11 protein-coding genes are annotated in these 20,315 nt (G+C 32.8%); 6 read left to right on the top strand and 5 right to left on the bottom strand.

Annotation, left to right across the window (positions count from 1 at the left end; translation table 11 throughout):
• Positions 1-10 precede the first annotated feature (10 nt).
• Positions 11-988, bottom strand: coding sequence for a FecR family protein (locus tag ACXAHM_RS24255; RefSeq protein ID WP_474966190.1), 978 nt, complete (start codon positions 986-988; stop codon positions 11-13).
• A 50-nt stretch (positions 989-1,038) separates the two neighbouring features.
• Positions 1,039-1,638, bottom strand: a complete 600-nt coding sequence (locus ACXAHM_RS24250; protein ID WP_474966186.1) for an RNA polymerase sigma factor — start codon at positions 1,636-1,638, stop codon at positions 1,039-1,041.
• A gap of 508 nt (positions 1,639-2,146) precedes the next feature.
• On the opposite strand from ACXAHM_RS24250, the gene ACXAHM_RS24245 reads away from it, so the two are divergent.
• From ACXAHM_RS24245 to ACXAHM_RS24235, 3 genes are all read left to right on the top strand, one after another.
• Positions 2,147-3,745, top strand: coding sequence for a tetratricopeptide repeat protein (locus tag ACXAHM_RS24245; protein WP_474966184.1), 1,599 nt, complete (start codon positions 2,147-2,149; stop codon positions 3,743-3,745).
• Between the two features lie 333 nt (positions 3,746-4,078).
• Positions 4,079-11,656 (top strand): S8 family serine peptidase, encoded by a 7,578-nt coding sequence (locus ACXAHM_RS24240; RefSeq protein ID WP_474966181.1) that lies wholly within the window; start codon positions 4,079-4,081, stop codon positions 11,654-11,656.
• A 256-nt stretch (positions 11,657-11,912) separates the two neighbouring features.
• Positions 11,913-12,911 (top strand): hypothetical protein, encoded by a 999-nt coding sequence (locus ACXAHM_RS24235; protein WP_474966179.1) that lies wholly within the window; start codon positions 11,913-11,915, stop codon positions 12,909-12,911.
• Between the two features lie 176 nt (positions 12,912-13,087).
• On the opposite strand, the gene ACXAHM_RS24230 is transcribed toward ACXAHM_RS24235, so the two are convergent.
• Positions 13,088-14,161 carry a Glu/Leu/Phe/Val family dehydrogenase gene (locus tag ACXAHM_RS24230; protein WP_474966218.1) on the bottom strand — a complete coding sequence of 358 codons (1,074 nt, stop codon included), beginning with the start codon at positions 14,159-14,161 and terminating at the stop codon, positions 13,088-13,090.
• 535 nt (positions 14,162-14,696) lie between these two features.
• Between ACXAHM_RS24230 and ACXAHM_RS24225 the strand changes: the two genes are divergently transcribed.
• The 3 genes from ACXAHM_RS24225 (at position 14,697) to gatA (ending at position 18,297) form a co-directional block, all read left to right on the top strand.
• Positions 14,697-16,412 carry an ABC transporter ATP-binding protein gene (locus tag ACXAHM_RS24225; RefSeq protein ID WP_474966213.1) on the top strand — a complete coding sequence of 572 codons (1,716 nt, stop codon included), beginning with the start codon at positions 14,697-14,699 and terminating at the stop codon, positions 16,410-16,412.
• A gap of 87 nt (positions 16,413-16,499) precedes the next feature.
• The gene (locus tag ACXAHM_RS24220; protein WP_474966210.1) at positions 16,500-16,685 is read left to right on the top strand and encodes a Sec-independent protein translocase subunit TatA/TatB; all 186 of its coding nucleotides are present in this window, start codon (positions 16,500-16,502) and stop codon (positions 16,683-16,685) included.
• Between the two features lie 187 nt (positions 16,686-16,872).
• Complete coding sequence (gene gatA, locus ACXAHM_RS24215) at positions 16,873-18,297, top strand: Asp-tRNA(Asn)/Glu-tRNA(Gln) amidotransferase subunit GatA (protein ID WP_474966175.1); 1,425 nt, start codon at positions 16,873-16,875, stop codon at positions 18,295-18,297.
• Positions 18,298-18,364: 67 nt separating this feature from the next.
• Here gatA and ACXAHM_RS24210 read toward each other — a convergent pair whose 3' ends face one another.
• Positions 18,365-18,994 (bottom strand): hypothetical protein, encoded by a 630-nt coding sequence (locus ACXAHM_RS24210; RefSeq protein ID WP_474966171.1) that lies wholly within the window; start codon positions 18,992-18,994, stop codon positions 18,365-18,367.
• A 126-nt stretch (positions 18,995-19,120) separates the two neighbouring features.
• Positions 19,121-20,050 (bottom strand): extracellular catalytic domain type 1 short-chain-length polyhydroxyalkanoate depolymerase, encoded by a 930-nt coding sequence (locus ACXAHM_RS24205; protein ID WP_474966167.1) that lies wholly within the window; start codon positions 20,048-20,050, stop codon positions 19,121-19,123.
• Positions 20,051-20,315: the final 265 nt, after the last annotated feature.

Below are 20,315 nucleotides of genomic sequence, written 5' to 3'. Positions count from 1 at the left end.
GTAGTAATATTTAATAAGAGATTTCAACTTCTTTTTTCTTCTTGTTGATTTCGTACTTTATACCCATTGATTTTGAGATGATTTGTAGAGATTTTTCAAGTGAAGCATTAGAAAATGTGCCAGAAAAACGCATCTCTTGTATGTCCTTACTTTTGTAAATAATACGGATATCAAATTGTCTTTGTATTTCCTCAAAAACGGTTTCAAGTGAAGCATTAGTGTACTTAAAAAGTCCTTTCTGCCAATTTGGTTTACTATCATAATGGTCAGAAATGAGAAGAACACCATTTTTATATTCAACTTCTTGTCCTTTTGTCAATACAACTTTTTGACCATTTTTATCTTTTACTTCTACTTTTCCAGTATAACAACTTACTACCCAACGTTGATTTCTAGCAAAAATATTGAAGCTAGTACCCAAGACGGTAACTGTTCCCATTTCAGTATTTACTTGGAATAAATTTCCTTTTTCAACATTAAAAAAGGCTTCTCCTTTCAATGAGATATATCTTCCTGCATTAAAACTTTCTTGGTCATAAGAGATTGTACTTTCAGCGTTTAGGTTCACAGTAGATCCATCAGGTAATAATACATCATGAGTAAATCCTTTTTTAGCTACTTCTACATGATGATCAGGGACAAAATTTCTTTGATAAAAAATAAAAATAAGACCTAAAATCACTATAGCAGCTCCATATCTCCACCATGTGTTATTAAACTGAATTGTTTTTGGTTCTTTAGATGAAGGTAAGGCATCATTTACTCTAATTTGTTTTGCAATAGTATTCCAGAGCTCCTTTTCCTTTTGATTTGAAAGATGTGGTTCTTTTATTTTAACCTGTAAAACCCACTCTTTCGCTTCATTAATTACAGCTTCTTCCTTAGGATTATTTTTAATGTAATTGATCCAATGATCATGATGACTTTTGTCTCCTAGAACCCAAGAAACAAAATCTTTATTTTCTATATATTTATCAATTGCAGACATCTTATTATCAGTGTTGTATATTCAGAGAAGAGCTTAAGAATGGATTTGTACTATATTTTGTGGAAAAAACTTTCAATTATTTTTCCTACAAACAAAATAATCAACGGATCACTCATGTTATTTCTCATTTTTTTCAGAGCAGAAGCTTGAACATTACGTACCGATTGATTGCTAATTTGCATGATCTCACTTACTTCTTCAGGTGTAAAACCATTATAAAACCGTAAGTAGATAACTTCCTTTTGTCTTCCTGAAAGTGTCTCTAGGCATTGTAATAATTTACCTTTTGTAATCTGATCAGATTCTGAAGAAATGATTTGTTCTTCCATCGTGAAATCTAGATCAAAAGTGTTTTCGGGCACTTCTTCAGTTACAGCAGTTTTGGCTTGTTTTTTTATTTTCTCATAAATACTTCGTTTCAATGCAACCATTAAATAGAGCTTGACATTGTCTGTATCCCCTAAAGTCGAACGTTTTTCCCAGATTCTTAAAAAAAGATCTTGTACACAATCTTCTACAAGAGTAGCATCTTGACAGAAATGATACCCATACTTATACAATAGTTTAATGTATTGATCATAGAAATACTTGATAGCAGAAGCATCGTTCTTTTCTTTAAGTTGCTTCCAATGATGTAGATCTTTAGACATGAAGAGTGGTAAAACTTGTATTGAGCAAAAAATAGCCTACCCAAAGATAGCCATAGAATATATAGACAAGTTACAAATTATTTCCTTCTTACCCTTAAAAATGAATTTAACACACTATTATTTTCAGGTTCGTTTATCCTAAATTTTAATTTATTTGAAGCGATTCATCAACCTTTAGAAAGTTAAGAATTGGATTATATGGTTTTGAGTTGGTCTGATGGTCTTAATTTTTTAATCAAATGATGAATTGTACTTTTAGAGTTTAAGTGTGAATATTAATTCATTATTAATGGTATACATAGTATAATATTGTTGTTGATTTGCTTTTATTTCTCTTGTAGTTCGTCGTATATATCATTTTGTTTTTTATACTTTTTAAAGATAATCTATGTTTTTAGTTTCCCTTTACTATATTTGCAGTTAACAAACATAAATTAACTCCGTCGGTAATTCAATTGTTTAAATGAGATTCCAGCAAACTCCCTTATACTATATATGTATCCTTTTTGTGATACTCCTAACATCGTTTACTCAATACCCAGATATTGATAGTTTAGAGCAAGAATTGGCTAAAAGCCTTGATGCTAAAAAACGTGTTGATTTGCTATGCAAATTAGCAGGGAAATATATGGATGTTGATGTAGAAAAGATGCATAAATATATAGAGGAGGCAGAATCTTTAATTGATGACAATGAGGAGTTTATCATGGAGAAAGCTCAGATTCTGAGTTTACGAGGAAACCTGAAATTAAAAGAAGGAAACTTAATTGAAGCTTCACGATTCTACTATAATGCGATTAATATCTATGAATCTCAAGGAGAAGATTTTAAGGTAGGTTCTATGTATTCAAACCTAGGAGTACTTTATCTAAAAAATAACCAACCTCATAAAGCAGACTCTATCTTTACTTTAGGGTTAAATGTCCTCGAAGGAGTAGAAGGTTCTGGAAAAAATAAAGTGATCAACTTAATTCTTATGAATAAAGGGGTAACAGAATCAATGCTCCAAGAATACCATAAAAGTATCTCAACTTTTCTAGATTTAGTAAAAGTGGCTGAAAAAGAGGAGGATATAGAGATGAAAGCCAAAGCATTACATAATATAGCGAAAGGGTATGAAGGACTTAATGAAATAGATAATGCTATTGAGTATGTATTAAAAGCTGTTGAACTTAAGAAGCCTAGAGAAGAGAAAGGAAATTTGATATCTTCTTATAATTTACTTGCTGAACTCTACATTAAAATGGAAGAGTATAAAACGGCAGATCAGTATTTAAAAGAAAGTGTCATTATTGCTGAAAATTATCATTCTGATGAAAAGATTTTAGAAATCAAGCAAAAAATGATTGATGTCGCTTCCTTGAGAGGTGAATATGAAAGAGCATACGAACTTCTTAATGAAGTAAATACAGAAATTATTCGTCAAAAAGATAAAGAAAGAGAGAATCTATTTCAACAACTTGAACATGACTTTCTAAAAGATAGAGAAGCTTATATTGAGCTTGAACGTAGAAGAGAAAGAAATTTATATCTTGGAGGAGCTGTTATAGTATTGGTTTTCACAGTACTTATCGTTATCCTTTTGTATCGCTTACAAAAACAAAAAATTAGAGTAACACTTCTAAAAAACAAAGAATTAGTTTTAAGAGGTGATTCTTTAAAAAATAATATTGATCATAAAAATAAAGAATTGACAACAGCAAGCATGTATTTGATTCAAAAAAATGAAATGATCAATAATATCTCTAAACAATTGATGGACTTTAATGCTGAATTAGAAGACAAGCATAAGAGAAAAATCAATTCTATTATTAAAACACTTAATGATTCATCTGACTCTGGTCAGTGGGAAGAATTTGAAATTCGTTTCGAACAAGTTCATGAAAATTTTTATTCTGAGCTTCAAGAAAAAATTCCAACAATTACTCCGAATGAGAAAAAGCTGTGTGCGTTTTTAAAATTAAATTTTTCAACAAAAGATATCTCGTCTATTACGAAACAATCTCCAAAATCGATTGAACAAGCGAGATATCGTTTACGTAAAAAAGTGGATCTTTTAGGTAAAGATATCGACTTAAATACCTTTTTAGCTCAAATACAAAATTAAATAAATTTAAATATAAAACACCCTTTTTAGTGTGATTAAGGCTGTTGTAGTACTAATGTTCTACTAAATTTCACCTTGTAGTACTTTTATTACAGCCATTTTTTTTATGAATAAATACACTTCCTTTTATTTACATTTATTGAGAATTGGAACTCATACCGACGACAGACAATTCAATTATTTAATTCGTTTTTAGAAATACCTAATCGCCAATTTTTTTGGTGTAATTTATTTTTTCTATCAATTCAAATAAGGGGATCCAATCAGTGAGAATTAGACGGGTTTTCATTGATTATTCAATTCAATTTTTTTAAAACTATTCATCTTTTTAAAATGAACAGACCATTACGCAACGTATTGGCTTGTGCAGTTACTATCGGTGCTACTTTATTTGGTAGCCCTCAGACTTCATTTGCACAAGACGCTACACCAGTTACCTACTCTCAGGGTGTTGGCCAAGGTAAGATTCGTATTAAATTGACAGAGTCAGCGCTTAATAGAGCGAGGATTTCTTCGAATCGTACAATATCGAATGCTTCGATAGGCCTATCATCTGTAGATGCAGTATCAAAACAATTCCAAGCTTCTAACATGAAGCCTGTATTCCCATTTGATGGAGTACATGATGAGGCAATGAAAAGACATGGACTTCACCTTTGGTTTGAAGTAGATGTTAATCCTATGGTTTCTGCACAAACAGTAGTAGCTACTTATTCAGCGTTAGCTGAGGTAGAAATTGCAGAAAATATTCTTGAAAAAAGAAATATTGAGGAGGTTAAAAACACAAGAGTTGTAAACCCTCGTTCAACACAATCTACTAATGAAGGACTTCCTATGAATGATCCTCTATTGAGTAGACAATGGCATTATGAAAATGATGGTACTGAAGATTCTTGGACAGAAGACGCAGACATCAACTTATTTGATGCATGGAATATCAACACAGGTTCAAACGAAATTATCGTTTCTGTTCATGATGGTGGTATTGATGTAGCTCACGAAGATTTAGCTGCAAACATCTGGGTAAACACAGGTGAAATTCCTGGTAACGGAGTGGATGATGACCAAAATGGTTATATCGATGACGTAAACGGTTATAACTTTGCTTATGCACAAGGTGAAATCGTTGCAGACGTTCACGGTACTCACGTTGCAGGTACAGTTGCTGCCGTTTCAAACAATGGTATTGGTGTTGCAGGTGTTGCAGGTGGTAATGGTTCAGGTAATGGTGTAAAGCTTATGTCTTTACCAATTATCAATGGTCCAGAATATGCAGATATCGCTGCTTCTTATGTTTATGCAGCAAACAATGGTGCTGTAATCTCTCAAAACTCATGGGGTTATACAATTCCTGATGTTTATGAACAATCAGTATTAGATGGTATCGATTATTTTATCGCTGAGGCAGGACACTATGAAGGTTCTCCAATGACAGGTGGTATTGTAATTTTCGCAGCTGGTAATGATAACTCATCTGCTGATTATTATCCAACAAGATATGACAATGTATTAGCGGTAGCTTCTACAGGTCCTCAAAATATTAGAGCAGGTTATTCAAACTATGGCCCTTGGGTTGATATTACTGCTCCTGGTGGAGATATTCAAGCAAACTTGAACCAAAATGATATGGTATTGTCTACTTTACCAGGTAATGCTTATGGTTACTTGGATGGTACTTCAATGGCATGTCCACACGTTTCAGGTATTGCAGCTCTTATCTTATCAGAATATGGTTCAGATACTTATACTCCAGAATTACTTTGGAATAGATTAGTTAACTCAACAAATAATATCGATGCTTTAAACCCTAATTATGTAGGTTTATTAGGTCCTGGTATTATTGATGCTGGTCTTGCTCTTAAAGTAAACGAAGGTGCTGCGCCTCAAAAAGTTACTGAATTAGTAGAATCTGGAAGTTCATTTGATTTTATCAATTTATCTTGGACAGTTCCTTCTGATGATGATGATGATGAGCCAGTTTCATTTATTGTATATTATGATTCAGTAGATTTTTCTGCTGACGCTTCAATGGCTGACTTTGTACAAGTGAAAAACTTCACTGCAACTGGTGAAACTTTCATGTATGAATTAGCAGGTTTAGTTCAAGAAACTTCTTACTATGTATCTGTAGCAGGTGTTGACCGTTGGGGTAACATCGGTGAAATGTCAGATATGTTAATGACGGCAACTACTGCTGGTCCTAGTATCGTATTAAGTGATGAGTTATTATCAGTTGATCACGATGTAATGGGTGGAAATATGGCGAATACTATGTTCACTATCTCAAACGAAGGTGAAGGTATTTTAAGATATGAGACGGAAGTTGGACAAAGTGATTTTATCGTAGACACATATTCAAATACAAAAGAAAATGCTCAGTTAGGTAGAAGCTTAAATTCTACTTTACAAATGAAAACTGTTCATTTTAGAGATGTAAATATGGTTAACGTTGAAGATGATCCTGCGTTGGATGAGTATGATGACAGATGGTTAACTTACTCTTCAGTTCAAACATTCTCTTTCATTACTTCTCCTGAAGAAAAGCCAAATTCTCCTATCAGTACTATTGCAGCTTACTATGTTGTAGATCAAGATGGATTCAACCTAACTGACGTATTTGCTGCTGCTGCTGAATTAACAGTAGGTAAGCCAATGGTAGAAGTAAGAGTTGGTAACCCTTATACTACAGCAAAAGTAGTTTATACTGGAGATCTTGGAGATAGAGACTGGTATGGTTTCAGAGATGTATCTTTAGAAGAAGATGTAAACATTCCTTACAACTCAATCGTATGGTTAAAAATTTCTTACGAAGCAGGTAATGAATTAACTACAGGTGTTGTAATTAATAATAATACAGACGATTTATACTTTACACAAGAGGCTGATAATAGCCAATTTATCTCATTTGATAACGAACAATCATTCTCAAGATTAATTGATGCTGATCCACTAGGAAGAAGCTTATTATTTGTTCAAGGTTTACAAAGTGCCAATGAGCATTTAGGAAACTATGTAAGTTTAGTTCCATTTGCAGGTGATATTACTACAGAAGAGCCTCAAGATGTAGCTGTTTCATTAGATGCAACTACTTTAAGAAATGGTACTTATACATCAAATGTAATTATCAATTCAAATGATCAAGAAAATCAAGAAGTAAAGTTACCAGTAACTTTCAAAGTATCAGGTCAACAAGCTGATCTTAGAGTTTCTGAAGAAATCATTAACATTGGTACTGAATTTATTGGAGGTTCAATTGATGCAACAATCACTGTAGGTAACTATGGTTATGGCTACTTTAATGTAGCGGATGTTTCAGTTGAAGATAATGTAAACTTCAAAGTAATCACTCAAAGTTCTAAAGTACCTGCAAGAGGTAGAGCTACTTTTGGTATTGAATTCAGACCTCAATCTGTAGGTAACTTCAATACAAACTTAGTATTAACGGATACAGAAGGTAATGTAAAGAAATTTAGATTATTTGCAGTAGGTGCAGCTCCATCTGAAATAACTATTTCACCAGCAGAATTTACTACTGAAAACTTAGCAGTAGGAGAGTCTACAACTGGATCATTTGAAATTTCAAATACAGGTGATTATCCACTTTCTTTCAATATTCCTAAATATAGTGACAATGCTCCTGAAGGTGTTCATAAGTATGGTTACTCTTGGGAAAAGAAAGATAACGCTGATAACTGGGTAGAAATTGCTGGTGCAGAAGGTACTGTTGATTTAGGTCATTGGTTTAGAGAAACTGCAGAGTTGTACTATCCTGTAAAATTACCATTCGAAATGCCTTTCTATGATGGCTTTGAAGGAGAATTCTTCTTCAATTTCCAAGGTGTTCTAACTTTCGATAAATCAACAAACTTAAATGGACCTCCTCAATTGGGAAGTCCTTGGTACAATAAAGGTATCATCTCAGGTGCTTTCCAACAATTAGATTTAGGTAAAGGTGGAGATGTATTAATGAAAGCTTTCGATACTTATGTAGTATTCGAAATGAAAGATGTTGTTCCACAATGGTCTAATGGTACAATTACTTATCAAATAATCTTATTTGATAATGGAGATATTGAATTTATCTACCAAGATCTATCAGGATTAACTGATATCTGGGGAAGTAATGATACAAAGCGTCTATGGTTAGCAATTGAAGATAGAGCTCAACAAGATGCAATGTTAATACATGAGTATGATTGGGAATCTGAAAAATATTTCTTTGAGCCATTTGAAAATGTAAGTGTTAGAGTTTATCACCCAGGTACTGAATTAGCAACAGATTTCTCTGTTACTGAAGGTTTAATTAGCCCAGGTGAATCTATGGCGATTGATTTCTCTGTTACAGCAACAAATGTATTAGATGGAATAAATATTCAAAGAGTAGGTATTGTAAGTAATGACCCTTCTAATCCATTAAAAGTCTTCACAATCAAGACAACTGTGGATGAAGGTACAATGGAAGATTTATCAGTTAGTACTGAAGAGTTAAACTACGGTCAAATTTTCTTAGATAATCCTCGAGATTTACAAGTGACGTTATTGAATTCAGGTACAAAATCATCTGTAATTGAGTCAATTACTTTAGCAAATGGAAACTTTATTGTTGATAGAGTAGATGCAGAAGTAAAACCTAAGCATACTGTAAATATCAATGTAACTATGCCTGCTGATGCATTAGGTGCAGTTTCTGATGTAATGACAATTACAAATGCTAATGGAGATGTATATACTGTAAACCTTTCAGGTGAAGTAATTAATCCTCCTGCTATTTCTCTAGATCAAACTCCTCTAGAGTTTAACTTAGATGTGGGTGATCAAACTACTACAACAATCACTGTTTCTAATGGTGCAGGAGGTTCTACACTAGACTTCATTCCTCAAGCTACAACTTGGTTCTATCCGACTCCAATGGCTGAAGCTTCTAATACAATCAGAGATTTTGTATATACTCAAAAGGACAATAAAACAGTTCTAGCTGGAGGTGTTGATGATGCTGCTCCTAAATTTAAGTGGGAAAACGCTTACACTGAAGGTCAAAAAATTGAGTTTACTCAACCTTTCGAAAGCCAAGAATTCCAGTTACCTTATCCTATCAAATTCTATGATAAAGAATACGATAAGATCTATTTAACTGATTATGGTATTGTAGGTTTTGAACCAATAGATTACTTAAGATTTGGTAATGCAATTGGTACTCAAGGTGATGATATGGATAATTTCATTGCTGTAATGTTTACACAATTAATTTCTCTTCCAGACGATTATGATCCAACTCCAAATAAGGGTCTTTATGTTCATCATGATGACGAGAAAATCGTAATCTCATACAGAAGATACCAACGTGTATTTGCATTATTTGGAGGTTTTGTAAACGCTCAGGTAATTCTTTACAAAGATGGTAATATCAAACTTCAATATACTACTGATAACCAAAATGGTGTTGACTTCTGGTCGCCAAACCTTGCTATCGGTATGGAAAATGAAGATGCTAGTAACTATAATAATGTAGCTTCTTATGTAAGTTTCATTGAAGACAAAGCGGTTGTTGAATTTGCTCCTGCAAGAAAAATGACTTTAGCTCCAGGTGAGTCTAAGGATATTGAATTTACTGTAGATGCAAGAAGATTATTAGGTGGTACTTACTCTACTGATATTGAATTCCAAAACTTAACTCCAGGTATGGAAGATATTTCAGTTCCAGTAACATTAAATGTATCAGGTGCTGCTGAAGGTGCATTCTCTACTGAAGAAATCAGTTATGTTGATTATATTATTGATGGTACAGAAGCTGTAAATGAATTTACTTTTATGAACAACGGTTCGGATAATTTCAATATTTCTTCATTAAGTACTGAAGGTATGGGTAACGTAACTGTTGAATTTGAAGTAATTTTCAATAATCCATTCTTAGGACCAATGGTTGATTGGGTACCAATCGAATACTTTGCTGACGAAGTAAACTGGGGTTCAGTATCAGATGTAATTGTACCATCTGAAAGTATGAAATTTAGAGTTAGATTCACTCCAAGTATTGATAACCCAAGTTTCACAGATAAGTTCATCGTTACAGATGTAGATGGAAATGCGGTTGAATTACCAATTTCATTGACTTCAGTATTACCTCCAACTTTAGGTTTAAATGGTGATGATATTTATATAAATGCAGATACAAGAGAGCATACTTCTTCTCATACTTTTGAAGTATCAAATGCAGAAGGGTTATCTACTCTTACATACGAAATCGTTGTAGATTTCTTAAGAACTGCAAAAGCTCAAGCAACTGAAACATTATCTTCTTTCTTCTCTACAGACAACGAATTAGCAGTTGAAACAAAATCAGCTCCAATCGTAGCAACTAAGAGTACTAATGAAGAAGTATACTATGAATACTTAAATTATGATGAGGAAGAAGCTCCATTAAATTTCATTGGTTTCAATGGTGGTATCTTTACTTCAGCTACTGGTTTCCATGCTCCAGTAGAAGGTATGGAATTATCACACGTACAAACTTGGTATAGACCATTAGGTATTGATAATGGTAGAATTACTGTTAATGTATTGGCTGGTTCAGATATTGAAACTGCAAGAGTTTTACATACTGAAACTTTCACTACTGAGTCATCTAAAGATGATGAGAATGGTAAATTAGAAACATTTGAATTGAGCGAAACGCAATTCATTTATCCTAATGAGAAATTCTACATTGCATTTACTTATGAGGTTGGTTTATCTTATCCTCAAGGTATTGTAAACTTAGGTGAAACAGTTCCTGGTGCTTTCTATATTCCTTCACAAGATGGTTGGTTTGACATTTCGACTGATCCAAACTTCTCGACAATTGGATGGATGACTAGAGCAGCGTCAATGACTGCAGCTGATAAACCTTGGTTAATTTTAGATAGTTACTCAGGTGAATTAGAAGAAGGTGCTACAGCAACTATTACTGCTGATATTGATGCAATGAATATTACAGAAGATTCAGTTTCAGCAATTGTAAAAGTTATGTCAAATGACCCATTCTCAAATGGTGAATCATTAGAGATCTCAGTTATAAATAACCAAGCTCCTCACTTCAATGATGTGCCAATGTATGTTGATGCAGTGGAAGGTATCGAATCAATGATTCAATTAAATATTGAGGACCTTGAAATGGATACATACACTATCGAAACTGTAGGTTTATCTTCAGTAGGTGGTGAGTTAATGAACAGTGAAGAAAATGGAGATTACATTGTAATGACTCCAGATTTCGAAGCAGAAGGTGAGCATATGATTACTGTTACTGTAACAGATGAGCATGGTGCGACTAGAACAATCGAAATTATTGTTACTGTAGCAAATGGTAATAGATTACCAACTGGTATCGATATGGAAGATCTTTCATTAGAAGTAGGTAGCTTACCTTATCATATTGATCCAACAACAATCTTCGCAGATGAGGATGATGTTGAATTAAGCTATGCTATTTCAGCTGTTGATTCTGATGTTGTGTTAGTTGGATATGCTAATGGTAACTTTACAATCGTTCCAATTTCAGTAGGTAACTCAGAAGTTACTTTAACTGCAATGGATAGCGATGGTGGTAGCGTTGCTGTAACATTCAATACTGAAGTAATTGCTGAGCAAGTAACTAGTATTGATCCTGAATTAGCCGCTGCTGCTAATTTAAGCAACTATCCTAACCCAGTACTTAACTCTACTACATTCAGTTTCTCGACAACTGAGATTGCAGAGGCAAGTATCATGGTTTACAATATGAATGGTCAATTGTTAGATACAATTTCTGTTGGAAAAGTTTCTAATGGTAATCATAAAGTTTCTTACGAAACAGCTTCATTACAATCTGGTGTTTATGTTTACACACTTATCTTAAACGGTAAAGTTGTAGCATACAGCAAATTCGTGAAGTAATAAAATAGATGAATATTTATAAGGGTTGTTCCATTTTGGAGCAACCCTTTTTTTTGTTATTTACTTTTTCAAACTATTTTTTTATCCCTAAAAACATCGTTTTTAATATCCATACAGCTGTTTTTTTACTCTTTTGAAAAAAAATAAAAATATTTTGAGTACAACTTTACTATTCCTCCCTTTCTATGAATGACACTGTATTAAAGCAGTAACTTGAAACAACAAAATCTATTTTAACTCTTAAAAGACAAAAGAAATGAAACTTAGAAATATTGCTATCGGCTTATCAGCATTCACTTTAATGACTGCTTGTAATGAACTTCAAAATACATCAAATACTGAAGCTGATTTTACTTTAAATGAAGTAACTGAAGAGGTAGAAGGTTTATCTATCAATTTAGAAGTAAAGGAGTATACGGACAATCTAACAGAAGATGCTCTAGAAAGAGGTTTGACTTCCAATTACATTTCAAATGCAAGAACTACAGGTTCAGAAGAAAGAACTAAAAAAGGAAAAGGAGAATGTGGAAAGAGATTCCATGTGAGACATTATATGGATTGTGCTGAAATTACTAAAACAGAAGAAGGAGATACCAAAACTGTTGTAATTGACTTTTCAAATGGAGCATGTGAAAGTAAAGATGGTGAAACAGTATCAGGGATTGTTACTGAAGTTCATACAAGAACAGAGGGAAGTGTAAGTCACTCTTCTACATTTGAAGATTTTACTGAAAATGGTAAAGTAGTGAACGGAACAGTAAGTATGAATGGTACAATGGAGTTTGAAGAGATGAATGAAGAAGAAAGAAGAAGACCGCGTCCTACATCATCTGATATTACGAAATCTGTCAATTTATCATTGTCATTTGCAGCTACTGATACTACAGAAGCTTATACTGAACAAATTTCTCGTACTGTAGAAGAAGAAATGCTAGATGGTGTGAAAACAATCTCTGGAACATTAACAGTAACTAGTTCTTTGGAAGGAGAAAGCTTTACAACAGAAATCACTGAACCGCTAACCATCAATCCAAGGTGTGGAGAAAGTAAACCTGTATTTGCTCCAATTTCGGGTGTTGAAGTAATGACAAAAGGGGATGAAACAATCACAATCAATTATGGTGATGGAACTTGTGATTTCTTGGTAGATATCACACTTTCAGATGGAACTACAGAGACTATTGATCTTAAAGAAGCATATGATGAATATGGTTTTAAAGGAGTAGTCAAAGGAAAAAAAGGAGGAAGAAAATAAACTTTAGAGTACACAGTAACATATAGAATAGTTGAATAACTTTTAATAGAGAAGTTGTCATGCAGTAAGGACGTCACTTTGTGGGGTCCTTACTTTTTTTATTAATATCAAAACACAAAAAAGGCATCCTAAAAAAGGATGCCTTAAAGTTTATATGATAACCTGAATTGGTCGAATTAGTATGTGCTTTTGATTGCAGCAACCTCGTTGATACGTTGCTGGGCAATATCGATAGCAACTTCTTGAGCATTTTTGCCCGTTGCTTCCGATTGCTCGAATACTTTTAAGGTCTGATCATAAACAAACTCACATTTGTTCCATGACCAATCTTTTGTTGTTTTAATCACTTCAGCGTAAACGTTGATCACACCACCTGAATTGATTAGGAAATCTGGAGCATAAAGAATACCTTTTTGTTTCACTAAATCACCATGAATTTTTTCATTGGCCAATTGATTATTTGCACAGCCAGCAATGATAGAACATTTTAAACGCTCTAAAGTTTCATCGTTTACTGTAGCACCAAGTGCACAAGGAGAATAGATATCAACATCAAGGTCATAGATCTCATCCAATGCGACTCCTTTAATACCATATTTATTGACTACATCTTTTACGCGATCTTCATAATAATCCGATACGTAAATCTCACAACCTTCTTTTACAAGGTGCTGAATGATGTATTCTCCAACGTGACCTGCACCTTGAATAGAAACTTTCTTTCCTGCAAGGCTATCAGAACCAAATTGTTTTTTAGCAGCAGCTTTCATACCCATATATGTAGTGTAAGCTGTAAAAGGAGAAGGATCACCTAAACCACCTCTAGTTTCAGGCATTCCACTCACATAAGAAGTTTCCGCGGCGATATGTTCCATATCATTTGCGTTCATTCCTACATCCTCTGCTGTAATATATTTTCCATTAAGGTTTTTAAGAAAACGTCCGTAAGCCCTTAACATGCCTTCAGATTTATGTTTTCTTGCATCCCCAATAATCACGGCTTTACCACCACCAAGGTTCAGTCCAGCAATAGAATTTTTAAATGTCATGCCTCTTGATAAACGTAAGGCATCATTTGCGGCTTGCGCTTCATTCTCATACATCCACATTCTAGTACCACCAAGTGCAGGTCCTAAAACGGTGTTATGAATAGCAATAATAGCTTTTAAGCCAGTTGATTTCTCATGGCAGTAAACCACTTGCTCGTGTCCCATGCTAGAGACTTCTTCAAATATTGAGATATCTTCCATTACTATACTTTGTTGCTTTTGATTATTCTTTGGAAATTTAATGTGATGGCAATTTACATTTTCAAAATAGTATTGCAAGTCCGAAGAAGGCAAAGTAAATTATAAGAGTTTACAAAATATTATACTTTATATTTGATAATTTTTAATTTATATAGATTATTATGAAATAAATTCATTTAAAATTTAGAATATTCTATTGATTTCTAAAATTCTTATTTTTTTTATAAAAAATGCATTTAATTACGATTTCTAAGAAATTTAAATGAATTTAAAGAATAGAAATCTTTACTTCTTTTCATGGATTTATAGGTTCTAAAGCTTATAAATTAAAACATTCAATGCATTTTTGTATTTCAATAAGACCTATTAGGAAGCCTAATGAAAAATATTGTATTTTAATAGGTACTAAATAAGAACTAGAAATATTAAAGTTATAAATTACGCTTTAGATTAATTTCTATTGAGAATAACTCATTTATCAGTGAAAAAAGAACAAAAAACAGGACAAATATTTGATGGAGAAGTACTCTCAAGAATGACGCAATTCTTAAACCCTTACCTCAAATATTTTTTCTTTCTCGTTTTCTTAACCATATCTCTAGGTGTTTTAGCACCAGCAAGACCTTATTTGATCCAATACACAATTGATAACTTTATCGTTGTCAATGATATGCCTGGACTAAATAAGATGGTCATCATTTTGATTGCAGTTCAGTTGCTACAAGCTTTAGTGCAGTTTTGTCACACTTATTTATCGGGATGGTTAGGACAATATATTGTCAAAGATATGCGTGTGCAGTTGTATGAACATATCTTGAAATTAAAGCTTAAATTTTACGACAATACACCTATTGGACGATTAGTGACAAGAGCTGTATCGGATATAGAGACTTTATCGGAAGTATTTACCAATGGCGTAGCAGCAATGTTGGGGGATATTTTACAGTTACTTTTCATTTTTGGTGTAATGCTTTATACCGACTGGAGATTGACATTAATAAGTTTATCTGTCTTACCACTTCTTTTGTTCTCAACTTACGTTTTCAAAGAGAAAATTAAAGTAGCTTTTGGTGATGTAAGGAATGCTGTATCTAATTTGAATACTTTTGTTCAAGAGCATATCACAGGGATGAATGTCGTACAATTATTTAGTGCTGAAAAAAGAGAACAAGAGGCATTTCAAAAGATCAATAAAGAACACAGAGATGCTAATATCAGTACTGTATTGTACTATTCTATCTATTATCCAGTAGCAGAAGTTATTGCGGCTTCGGGTACAGGTTTATTAGTTTGGTGGGGAGCACACAGTGTCTTGGATGGATATGCAACGATAGGTACTTTGATTGCCTTTATCATGTATATCAACTTATTCTTTAGACCGATCAGAATGATTGCCGATCGATTCAATACATTACAAATGGGGATTGTTTCTTCAGATAGAATATTAAAATTATTGGATGATGATAGTGTAATTTCAAATGAAGGAACTTACACAACGGATCACATTGATGGTAATTTAGAATTCAAGAAAGTATGGTTTGCTTATAAAGAGGAAGACTATGTATTAAAGGACATTTCCTTTAAAGTTAATCATGGTGAATCTGTAGCATTAGTAGGTGCAACGGGTGCAGGAAAGTCTTCTATTATTAATTTGATCTCAAGATTTTATGAAATTAATAAAGGAAGTATCTGCGTAAACGGTAGAGATGTAAAGTCTTATGATTTATATAATCTAAGAAAACATATTGGTGTTGTATTACAAGATGTATTCTTATTCTCTAGTTCAATTAGAGAAAACATTACTTTAGGTGATAAGTCTATTACTGATCAACAAATCTTGGAAGCAGCAGAATTGGTAGGTGCAAAATCATTTATCGATAAACTTCCTGGAGGATTAGATTATGAAGTAATGGAAAGAGGATCGACATTATCCGTTGGACAAAGACAATTGCTGTCGTTTGTAAGAACAATGGTTTATGATCCTAAAATTATCATTTTGGATGAAGCAACTTCTTCGGTAGATTCAGAAACAGAAGCATTAATCCAAGAAGCAATTAAGTCTATGATGAAAGGAAGAACGAGTATCGCTATCGCCCATAGATTAGCAACAATTCGAAATGCAGACAACATCATTGTACTTGATAAAGGTGAAATCAAAGAGAGTGGAAGTCATGAAGAGTTACTGAAACACAAAGGTTTCTATTCAAGATTATATGAAATGCAGTACAAAGAAGTTGAAGACGTTAATTGATATTGACATTTAGTCTTTGTATCTTTGCGATGTAACAAACAATTTAATATTACAACCATGGAATTGAGTTCAATTTTATTATTCGGTATGCCTGGTAGTTTCGAATGGGTAATTATCGGTTTGGTAGTTCTTTTGCTTTTTGGTGCAAAGCGTATTCCTGAACTTGCACGTGGTTTGGGTAGTGGTATCAGAGAATTCAAGGATGCAAAAAACCAGATCTCTGAAGAATTGGAAAAAGGCATCAAGGACGAAGACAAAAAGGAAGAAAAATAACCAATTGTCATATATCTTGATATATTTTTAATGAAATGTATTTTTCGTTAAATATTTCGTAATAACCGAGAGAAGTTTATCTTTGTCATTAGAAAAGGTAAACTTCTCTTTTTTTATGGAGTTTACTAAGAGTAGACTTCTATGAAAGTGCTTACTCAAAAACTGTCTAACAAAACGAACATTAAAAATGTATAAAGCATTTAAAGATATAAAAGAGGCTTTAAAAGGTGGAAAAACATCTTGTGTTGCCTTAGTAAAAGACTACTTATTACGAATTGAAGAGAAGAAACATCTGAATGTTTGGAATGAAGTTTATGCCGATGAAGCTATAAAACAAGCCGAAATTGTTGATGAAAAACTTCAAAATGGTACTGCGGGAAGACTTGCAGGTATGGTAATAGGGTTAAAAGATGTTATAGCTTATAAAGATCATGGACTACAGGCATCTTCAAATATGCTAGATGGATATGTCTCTCCTTTTAATGCGACAGCAACAGAACGAATTCTAGCTGAAGATGCTATCATCATTGGTAGACAAAGTTGTGACGAATTTGCCATGGGTTCATCAAATGAAAACTCTGCATTTGGTCCTGTGAAAAATAATATTGACGAAACAAGAGTACCAGGTGGTTCTTCAGGAGCCTCTGCAGTTGCTGTTTCAGATGATCACTGTCTCGTTTCATTAGGTTCGGATACAGGTGGATCTGTTCGTCAACCTGCTGCATTTACAGGTACTGTTGGTTTAAAACCAACGTATTCTCGTATTTCAAGATGGGGACTGATTGCTTATGCTTCTTCTTTTGATACAATTGGTGTAATTGCCAATAATGTTCCTGATGCTTCTTTAGTATTAGAGATTATTGCCGGTCAAGATGAACAAGATGCTACAGTAGCTCAAGAAGAAGTACCTAGTTATACTGCAACGGTAGAAGAAAAGCCAACGAAGAAATTAAAGGTGGCTTATATTAAAGAAACAGTAGAAAGTGAACATCTTAATAAAGATATAGCAGAGAAGACATTTGCAAAAATTGAAAAATTAAGAGCAGAAGGTCACGAGGTGGAAGCAATTGAATTTCCTTTATTAGATTATCTTTTGCCTACTTATTATATCTTAACAACCGCTGAAGCGAGTACTAACTTAGAACGTTTTGATGGAGTTCGCTATGGTTATAGAACAAAAGATCAAGTAGATCTAGAAGGCTTATATAAAAAATCTCGTTCTGAAGGGTTTGGGGATGAAGTGAAGAGAAGAATTATGTTGGGTACTTTTGTACTTTCAGCAAGTTATTACGATGCTTACTTCTCAAAAGCTCAAAAAGTAAGAAGACTAATTAAAGAATCTACAGAAAAAATACTTTCTGAATATGATTTTATTTTGATGCCAACTACATCTACACCTTCTTTTGAAATCGGTAAATATGGGGAGAATAATCTCTTAGAATTATATTTGGGAGATTTATATACCGTACATGCTTCATTGGCAGGGTTACCAGCGATTTCTATTCCAAATGGAGAAGATAAAGAGGGTTTAACGATAGGTCTTCAAGTAATGGCAAATCGTTTTGAAGAAGAAAAGATGTTGCAGTTCTCGCATTATTTGCAAGAATTATAAAACATAAACATTACATTAATAGATTCCATGTAAAAGCCCAAGGTTTAACGATCTTGGGCTTTTCATTTTACATCGAATATTGTTGAATAACTTCTATGAGTTGTACTGTTTCTTTAAAGTCAATCTCTTGATATGTTTTAATAATCACATTTTTTGAATTAGGAACCCATTCAACTTTAAATCGGGAATTGATTTCAGTGATTTTCTTACTTAGTATTTCAAGAGAATTCGTATAATTTTGAATTAAAAATACTGCATGTAACTCACTTACTTCTATCACAGTATTTTCAATTTCTCTATCAATTGAAATATTGATTGTATAGTAAAGCGTATTGTTATTAATGCTGATAATATCATCTACATTTAATCCGTTTGATTTTTCATAAAAAGATATATTCTCAATAGATTTTTCTAGAGGATCTAAGTAAGATTCAATAACATTAGGCTCTTTTATTATCGTGAAATTTTCGATAAAATAATTGAGAAGCTTCAAGTATTCTTGTTCAGAAATGGGATTATCCTTTATGAAATCATCCGATTTAAGTATATACTTTTCTTCAAACAACTTTTGTTGCACCTCTTCTAAAGTTTCAGAAAAGTCAATATCATCTACACTGAATGATTCTCTTGTAGTATTATCATGAAAGGTTTCAACTTTTAATTTTTCTCTTAACTCTTCTCCTTTCTTTTTTTCCACATTAGAAGAGAATCTTTTATATAAGAATACAAAAAGAATTATTAAACTAAAGACGCCGAATAAATAGAAGTAAAATGTCATATTGATATGTTTATGAATTATGTATTGCTAAAAATATAAAATTCATTAAAGTTTTCCATCAATATTATACTGTGAGAAAAAATCCCAGAGTAAATCAGCTGTAGTTTTACCGTTATAATCTAGTTTAAACCAGACATGTTCTCCACCATTAATTTTATATAATTCTACAGATGCCCCATTATTTCCATCAGAATAAGTATACTTATCAATAGAAGCATGTGAATTATCTACATTTTCACTTGAAGTTTGATTGAAATCGGTCCAATAGTCCACTACATTAACGATAGACGTTAATCCAAAACTACCATTGTAAGGTACTACATTATCTTGTGTGCCATGTAAAATAATAATAGGTGTAGGATGAGAAGGTGTGCAGTCATTATAGCTTTCATCTAACATTGTACCCGATATAGAGCCAACAGCAGCAAAAAGGTCACTTTTAAAACAGGCCAATGCAAAAGACATAAAACCACCATTTGAATACCCACAAGCATAAACTTTTTTGGTGTCAATAGAATAAGTATCAGAAATTTCTTGAATTAGTGCTTCAATAAATCCAAAATCATCAACACTTGATTTATTGTCTTTGGAAGTGAGACCTGCATTCCAATGTGGCCAACCTTCTAAATCTGTATCCTGAGGATAAACCAATATAAAATTTTCTTCATCCGCTTTTGTTTTCATATCATTATAGGAAATAAAATCAGCAGCTTCTCCTCCATAACCATGAAAATTAAAAAGAAGAGGTACCGCAGTAGTTTCATCATAACCTTCAGGAACATATAAAATATATTCTCGATTAATCTGATCATGTTCCAACGAAAAGGAAATTTGACCAATTATTGGACTTTCTATTTCATCCAAAGTAGGAGGAACTTCTTCAGTACAAGAACATATACTGAAAAGACAAAAACTGAAAAGTGTAAAAAATGAATAAAAGAGATGCTTTGATTGAAAAAATAATGAGTTGTTCATAGCTTGAATAGTTAGAGATTGTAAACTAGTTTATTGAAAATCTGATACTTATGAAAATTTACGAGCTATGAAATTATTTTCAAAATACTTCAAGAATATTTTAATGTGATAAAATGAAATCACTTTGAATAATACAAATACATATAATAGACAGTAATAATTTTATATTTTTTTTCAATAGTGTCCTAAACGTTTTCATTTTCTGAAAAAATGCACGTTTAAGCTATTATTATTGTATAAAATCATTCAATATTAAAATAAATCC

This window comes from Flammeovirga sp. AWQ4_249 (assembly GCF_056161045.1).
Note: the sequence above shows the minus strand (reverse complement) of the source record. Positions and strands in the feature narration are given on the sequence as shown.

Coding starts and splice junctions, on each gene's coding strand:
- ACXAHM_RS24220 (WP_474966210.1), top strand. CDS start 16,500: ATGCCTGGTAGTTTCGAATGGGTAATTATCGGTTTGGTAGTTCTTTTG.
- ACXAHM_RS24250 (WP_474966186.1), bottom strand. CDS start 1,638: ATGTCTAAAGATCTACATCATTGGAAGCAACTTAAAGAAAAGAACGAT.
- ACXAHM_RS24235 (WP_474966179.1), top strand. CDS start 11,913: ATGAAACTTAGAAATATTGCTATCGGCTTATCAGCATTCACTTTAATG.
- ACXAHM_RS24225 (WP_474966213.1), top strand. CDS start 14,697: ATGACGCAATTCTTAAACCCTTACCTCAAATATTTTTTCTTTCTCGTT.
- ACXAHM_RS24230 (WP_474966218.1), bottom strand. CDS start 14,161: ATGGAAGATATCTCAATATTTGAAGAAGTCTCTAGCATGGGACACGAG.
- gatA (WP_474966175.1), top strand. CDS start 16,873: ATGTATAAAGCATTTAAAGATATAAAAGAGGCTTTAAAAGGTGGAAAA.
- ACXAHM_RS24240 (WP_474966181.1), top strand. CDS start 4,079: ATGAACAGACCATTACGCAACGTATTGGCTTGTGCAGTTACTATCGGT.
- ACXAHM_RS24255 (WP_474966190.1), bottom strand. CDS start 988: ATGTCTGCAATTGATAAATATATAGAAAATAAAGATTTTGTTTCTTGG.
- ACXAHM_RS24205 (WP_474966167.1), bottom strand. CDS start 20,050: ATGAACAACTCATTATTTTTTCAATCAAAGCATCTCTTTTATTCATTT.